This is a genomic window from Verrucomicrobiota bacterium (genome assembly GCA_016200005.1).
In the GTDB taxonomy this organism is placed as follows: domain Bacteria; phylum Verrucomicrobiota; class Verrucomicrobiia; order Limisphaerales; family PALSA-1396; genus PALSA-1396.
Genome location: JACQFP010000008.1, coordinates 1 through 6,266, shown reverse-complemented (window position 1 = coordinate 6,266; position 6,266 = coordinate 1). Strand labels below are relative to the sequence as shown.

Below are 6,266 nucleotides of genomic sequence, written 5' to 3'. Positions count from 1 at the left end.
TGGTGAGCAACTCGGTGCAGTTGAATTTCAACGGGCAGGCGGTGACGCCGGGGATCACGCGGACGGGGGCGGTGACGACGGCCAGTTACCAGCCGCCGGGCAATCTGCCGTATTTGTCGCTCAACACGGCGGTGTGGAGTTGCAGCGATACGAACGGGAACAGCTACAGCAAGAGTGCGACCTTTCGGACGAAGCGAACGGTGTTGCAGGAGGACGCCAGCGGGTTTGCCGTAGTGGAAGCGGAGGATTACGACCTGCAAACGCCGCCCACGGACCCGGATGCGACGGTTCCATCGCTGCTGTTCCGGTTTTCGGACGCGAATCCGCTCCCGACGAAGATCGATTATTCCGGCGACGGGTATTTGCACCTGACCCCGAACGCGGGCACGGCGCCTGATCAGGCCGCCTTTGTTCCCCGACTGGACTATCAGGTCAGCTTTACACACACTGGCACCAATTACCTTTGGGCGCGTGGCGCCGCCATGGATACCGGCGCCGATTCGTGCTATTTCGCACTCGATCTTAACCAGATCGTCGGGCTTGAGTGGCGAATTTCCGGCTTCCGAAACGAGTGGACCTGGTCGCGGAGCGCCACCCCACTGATCGTACCGAGCGTCGGCTTGCATACGGTGAGTATCTGGATGCGGGAGGACGGCCTGTACATGGACAAACTGCTGCTCACGACCAATGAGTTCTACCGGCCGGAAGATCTGGGGCCTGCGGAAAGCGCGTTAAGCGCGCTGCCGTTGCAGTTGAAGATTTACCGGCTGGGATCAAGCGTCGTGGTTTCCTGGGACGGTCTGGGGACGCTGCAAACCGCGGATAACATAACTGGCCCGTGGACGGATCTGGCGTGCCCGAGTCCGCTGGTGGAAACACCCACCGGCAACCAAAAATTCTATCGGCTGCGCCGATAAGAAGAAGATGAACTGGAAAATCAAATGCGACCAAATATTTCGGTCGAGCTAAAATGCCCTATGAACGCCGGTCACAAGGGCTTCTCGAACGACGTGTTGAAGCAGCAAGCCCGGCTTGGTGCGAAGCCCATGACGAATCCCTGCTTTCGACAGAGCCGAACACGCGGCTTTACGCTGATCGAACTGTTGGTGGTCATTGCCATCATCGCAATTCTTGCCGGCTTGCTCTTGCCCACCTTGAGCAAGGCCAAAAGCCGCGCGGTCAATACCCAATGCCTCAGCCAACTGAAACAGCTTCAACTCTGCTGCCAGATGTATGGCGATGATAATCGAGAGTTCTTGCCGCCGAATAATAAGGCCATTACGCCCGCCGATGGTGAGGCCTGGATCTATGGCGACGCTCAAGTCGAAACCACCCCGATCAAAATCCAGGAAGGGGTGCTTTTCCGTTACAACAAATCAGTTGCCATCTATGTTTGTCCGGCCGACAAATCCACAACAAAAACCCGAGGTCAAAATGGTCCTATCACGCGCAGTTATGCCATGAGCAGTGAAATGGGTGCCCGTGATCAAATCAAGTTCACCCAAATCATCAAACCCCCGCCGACTCAGGCCGTGGTATTCATGGACGAAGCGGACAACCTGGAAAACCCGTCCGCTCCAATCAACGACGGCAATCTCGGTATTCGAAAATATCCCGCCAAATATTGGGCCGACTCGCCCAGCAAACGCCACGACCGGGGCGCCAACCTGTCGCTGGCCGATGGCCACGTGGAACATTTGAAGTGGAAATCGGCTGGAAAGAATTTCCTCGGCGATGCCAAGCCGGACGAGATACGCGACTTGGAGCGACTCCAACGCTTCCTTCCTTCGGACGACCCAAATTTCTAATCGACCAAGTATATGAACAACGCAAAATTATACGTGGTTAAACGCAGAGAAACCAAAGGCCTCCTGACCGCCTCTTCCAAGCTCGAAGGCGGGCCTGGAGTACAGCCCATGACCAATCCTCTACACCGGCCGGGTTCAAGCAGCGGCTTTACGCTGATCGAACTGCTCGTGGTCATTGCCATCATTGCCATTTTGGCAGGGTTGCTCTTGCCGGCGCTGGCCAAAGCAAAGGACAAAGCCAAAATGATAAACTGCACGAGCAACCTGAAGCAGTTGCAGTTGTGCTGGCATTTCTACGCGCTGGATTACGGCGGCAACCTGGTCCCCAACAAGGCGGGGACGCCGATCGAAACCACCAGCCCAGAAACCTGGGTCGCCGGCGGCGCCAAGATCGACGAGACGCCCAGCAACATCGTGCGTTCGGCGTTCTTCCCGTACAACTCCACGATCGGGATTTACCATTGCCCGAGCGACCTGTCGAAGGTGACCGGCAAAGGCATCCTGCGCTTTCGGAGTTACGGGATGAGCTATCCTTGGATGAACGGCGATCCCGGCGCTCAGGAAATCGTCCGCAAGGAATCTGACATCCGCAACCCGGGTCCCTCGCTGGCCAGCGTGCTGTGGGACGAAAACGAAGACAGCATTGATAACGCTTCCCTCGGCATCGAGCACGCCGGCGACTGGTCCTGGTGGAACTGGCCGGCCAGCCGCCACAACAAGGGCTGCACGATGTCCTTTGCGGACGGACACGCGGAATACTGGAAATGGAAAGGTCGTTGGGTCCTGAAATTCACCGGCTATGGAGCCGCAACAGTTCGAGGAGACCCAGACCTGGCACGCATGCAGACGACGGTGGGTGCCAAATGATCCATGACAGAAGAAGGCGAATGTATGAAAGCGAAACCAGATGTCATTCGATCATCCAACTCTGTCCAGTGCGGCTTCACGCTGATTGAACTGCTGGTGGTGATTGCCATCATTGCTATTCTGGCAGGGTTGCTCTTGCCGGCGCTGTCCAAAGCAAAAGACAAAGCCAAAATGATAAACTGCACGAGCAACCTCAAGCAGTTGCAGTTGTGCTGGCATCTCTACGCGCTGGACTCCGAAGGCAAACTGGCCCCCAACAATGCGGGGACGCCAATCGAAACCCTCAGCGCAGAATCCTGGGTCGCCGGCGGCGCCAAGATCGACGCCACGCCGACGAACATTCAGCGCTCGGCCTTTTTCCCGTACAACTCCACGATCGGGATTTACCATTGCCCGAGCGACCTGTCGAAGGTGACCGACAAATCCATCCTTCGGTTTCGCAGTTACGCCATGAGCTATCCTTGGATGGGTGCGCCAGCGGGCTATCAGGGCTATCAGGAAATTAACCGCAAAGAATCCGACATCCACAACCCCGGCCCCTCCCTGGCCAGCGTGCTTTGGGATGAAAACGAAGACAGCATTGACAACGCTTCTCTGGGCATTCGGCCTGCCGGCGCGTGGTTCTGGTGGGACTGGCCGGCGAGTCGTCACAACAAAGGCTGCACGATGTCCTTTGCTGACGGACACGTGGAATACTGGAAGTGGAAACGCACCTCGGTACTGAAATTCACCGGCTATGATGCCCCAGCAGTTCGATTCGACCCGGACCTGGCGCGCATGCAGACGACGGTGGGAAGCAAGTGATCTAGCCCGGCTTAGCATGCCGATTTATGAAGACTAAAAACCCACATCTCACCCCATCACCCAACTCCGTCCAGAGCGGCTTCACGTTGATTGAACTGCTGGTGGTGATTGCCATCATTGCCATTTTGGCAGGGCTGCTTTTGCCTGCACTGGCCAGGGCCAAGGAGAAAGCCCGCCGCACGCAGTGCATCAACAATTTGAAGCAGTTAACCTTGGCCTGCCATCTTTACGCCGGAGATAACCGGGATTACTGGCCATTTCCGAATTGGGGATCTACCGACGGCCGGGGGCCCGAATACAACCGGTTGCCCGGGTGGCTCACCGCCAATCCTTTCAATCCCAGTGACACGCAAACCAACCTCCAGAAGAGCGTGCTTTGGGGATATTTGAAGACGTACAGCGTTTGGCGTTGTCCATCCGTCAAACTCGAGACTCCGCAATTCAAGGCTCGGGTTAACAAATTGAGCGACTACATCATGAATGGCGAGGCTTGCGGCTTTCGAGTACCGCCGGAAAACATCTGGTACAAAATCATTCAATTTCGGACGGATGGTCTCGTATTGTATATGGGGCCAGACAGCTTAAATTACAACGACGGCTCCAACTATCCCGATGAACCGATCGGCCGTATTCACGATGACGGCACACCTTTTGGTGTGGTTGACGGCCACGTGGAATTCATGAAATTTAGAGTGTATCGAGCGTTAGCTAACGCAGCATCGGACCGTTTTTATTTCGTTCCCTGACAACTCTCGAGGCGGTTGGGGTCTTCCGCGATTATTTGAACCGTTCTTCATCAGAACAAACTTAAGAACTTTTATGAGACGATACATTTTGGTTCTTGCCATCTGCCTCTGCGCTCCTTTGATGATCGTCGGGTGCGGCAAAGACACCACGGCGAGCACCGCCGCGGAGTTGCAAAAAGCTTTTCAGTCCCGAACTCCGCCTCCGGCCAATCGCGAGATTGCGACTCCAGATCAGTCCATCCAAGTCCAGCAAGCGGTCAACGCCGCCGTTTCGGCCATGAAGAGCAATGACTATGCGGGAGCCTTCTTCAAGTTAAGAGCGCTCCAATCCGCCCCGAGAATTACGGTTGATCAATATTCGGCAGTTGAAAAAGCGCGGCTGACCGTCGAGCGCGAAATGGCCGCCAAAGCCGCCTCCGGAAATCCCGCCGCACAGAAAGCTTTGGATGCCATAAGAAAGACAGGACGCTGAACTCCATTTATGAAAACAAAATACACTTTGCATTACAACATCAAGATTAAATATGGAGTGTTCGGCCTGGTGGTGATTTTCGGATGGGCTTCGCTTTCGGCGCAGACCGTCATCCCGCCCGGTTTGGCGGCGCCGCCCGGATCGGTGAACACCAATCTGCCGGGTTTCAAGCTGAAGATCCATCAGCTTCCCGTGAACCGTTTTCCCGGCAACCAGAACAGCCTGGCCAACGCCGGGCGGCAACTAGCCGACGGCTACATTGATCCGGCGACCGCGTTGCCGTACGCAAACGAGGCCACGCCCAACCCGGCCGATTCGAGTTTCAACTATGTGGTTACGAATGTCATCAACTTGAGCGAGTGGGGCGTGCTCAAGCAATTTGGCGATTTCGCACTGGACGATAATACGCCGGGGATTCCGGGGATTAACTTCAGCGACAACAATTATGTGGCGGAGATTCTGACGTACTTGGATTTGCCGGCGGGGACGAATCGTTTGGGCGTAAACAGCGACGAAGGCTTTCTGTTGAGCATCGGCGTGGGCACCAATCCCAAAGACGCCTTTGCCATGCCCGCAGCCGTCTTTGATGGCGGGCGAATGGCTTACATCCTTTGGAATGCATCGGGCGACGGGCGGTACGGGAATACGCGCTCGGAATTCTCGGTGGTGGTCCAACAAGCCGGCCTCTACCCCGTCCGATTGCTCTGGTGGGAAGGGAGTGGGTTTAACAGTGGCTACACCTCTGAAATTGAGTTTTACTCCTTGTCCGGCACCAATCGGATTCTGATCAACGATCTGTCCAATCCGTCCGCGATCAAAGCGTATCGGGAGGCCAGCGTCTTGAAGCTCTACGCCCGGTCGGTGTTGCCCAAGCCCAACGCGCTGGACGCGGCCCCGCAGGCGCCGATCAAAGTGGAACTGGTGGATCAGGGCACCCAACTCAATCCCAATTCGGTGAGTCTGCGGGTGGACGGCGTGCTGGTCACGCCCACGACCAACAAGGTCGGCGGCGTCACCATGGTGTCGTACACGCCGGCCACGATTGCGGCGCCCTGTTCGGCGCACACGGCGACGTTGATCTACAGCGACAACGGGTCGCCGGTGACGACCCGGACCAACACCTGGAGCTACATGACCGCCAACTACTTTACGATTCCGCCGAGTTACGCGGTGCCGACGGGGGCGGTTAATTTAAGCGCGACGGGCTTTGCGGTGCGGGTGTTTCAGATTGATCCAGTTGGCCAGACTGCGGGAGGCTATCCGGGGCGAAGTTGGGGGGATGATGAGTTCAGCGTGAGCCGGGCGGACCTGCAGTTATCGGGGCAGCGGCGGGTGGGCACGACGAATCTTGCTTATCCTCTGTATGTCAACATCGCGACGACCAACAGCGATGGGACGTTTGTGTATAACGAGCCGGGCGTGATCAACTATCACAAGGACGGTCCGGGGGCGCCGATGGGGGGGGTGGGGAATTTCCGGCCCGACGCGCTGATACCCGGGATACCGGGGACGACGGGCAGCCCGGACAATTTTGCGCAGGAAGTGGTGACATATTTGGAGCTGTCGCCG

General features: G+C 56.8%; 7 protein-coding genes. All 7 read left to right on the top strand.

What is annotated here, in order from left to right:
* Positions 1-917 (top strand): hypothetical protein (locus HY298_03065; GenBank protein ID MBI3849261.1); only part of this gene is annotated, 917 nt, incomplete at its 5' end.
* Between the two features lie 60 nt (positions 918-977).
* On the top strand, positions 978-1,808 hold the full coding sequence (locus HY298_03060; protein ID MBI3849260.1) for a type II secretion system protein: 831 nt from the start codon (positions 978-980) through the stop codon (positions 1,806-1,808).
* A 108-nt stretch (positions 1,809-1,916) separates the two neighbouring features.
* Positions 1,917-2,675, top strand: coding sequence for a prepilin-type N-terminal cleavage/methylation domain-containing protein (locus HY298_03055; protein MBI3849259.1), 759 nt, complete (start codon positions 1,917-1,919; stop codon positions 2,673-2,675).
* Positions 2,676-2,699: 24 nt separating this feature from the next.
* A complete protein-coding gene (locus tag HY298_03050) occupies positions 2,700-3,479 on the top strand; it encodes a prepilin-type N-terminal cleavage/methylation domain-containing protein (GenBank protein MBI3849258.1) in 780 nt (259 codons plus the stop codon).
* Positions 3,480-3,505: 26 nt separating this feature from the next.
* Positions 3,506-4,225, top strand: a complete 720-nt coding sequence (locus HY298_03045) for a DUF1559 domain-containing protein (protein MBI3849257.1) — start codon at positions 3,506-3,508, stop codon at positions 4,223-4,225.
* A 73-nt stretch (positions 4,226-4,298) separates the two neighbouring features.
* Positions 4,299-4,697, top strand: coding sequence for a hypothetical protein (locus HY298_03040; protein ID MBI3849256.1), 399 nt, complete (start codon positions 4,299-4,301; stop codon positions 4,695-4,697).
* Between the two features lie 9 nt (positions 4,698-4,706).
* The coding region (locus tag HY298_03035) for a hypothetical protein (protein MBI3849255.1) at positions 4,707-6,266 on the top strand (1,560 nt) is incomplete at its 3' end.

Coding starts and splice junctions, on each gene's coding strand:
- HY298_03060 (MBI3849260.1), top strand. CDS start 978: ATGAACGCCGGTCACAAGGGCTTCTCGAACGACGTGTTGAAGCAGCAA.
- HY298_03050 (MBI3849258.1), top strand. CDS start 2,700: ATGAAAGCGAAACCAGATGTCATTCGATCATCCAACTCTGTCCAGTGC.
- HY298_03045 (MBI3849257.1), top strand. CDS start 3,506: ATGAAGACTAAAAACCCACATCTCACCCCATCACCCAACTCCGTCCAG.
- HY298_03055 (MBI3849259.1), top strand. CDS start 1,917: ATGACCAATCCTCTACACCGGCCGGGTTCAAGCAGCGGCTTTACGCTG.
- HY298_03040 (MBI3849256.1), top strand. CDS start 4,299: ATGAGACGATACATTTTGGTTCTTGCCATCTGCCTCTGCGCTCCTTTG.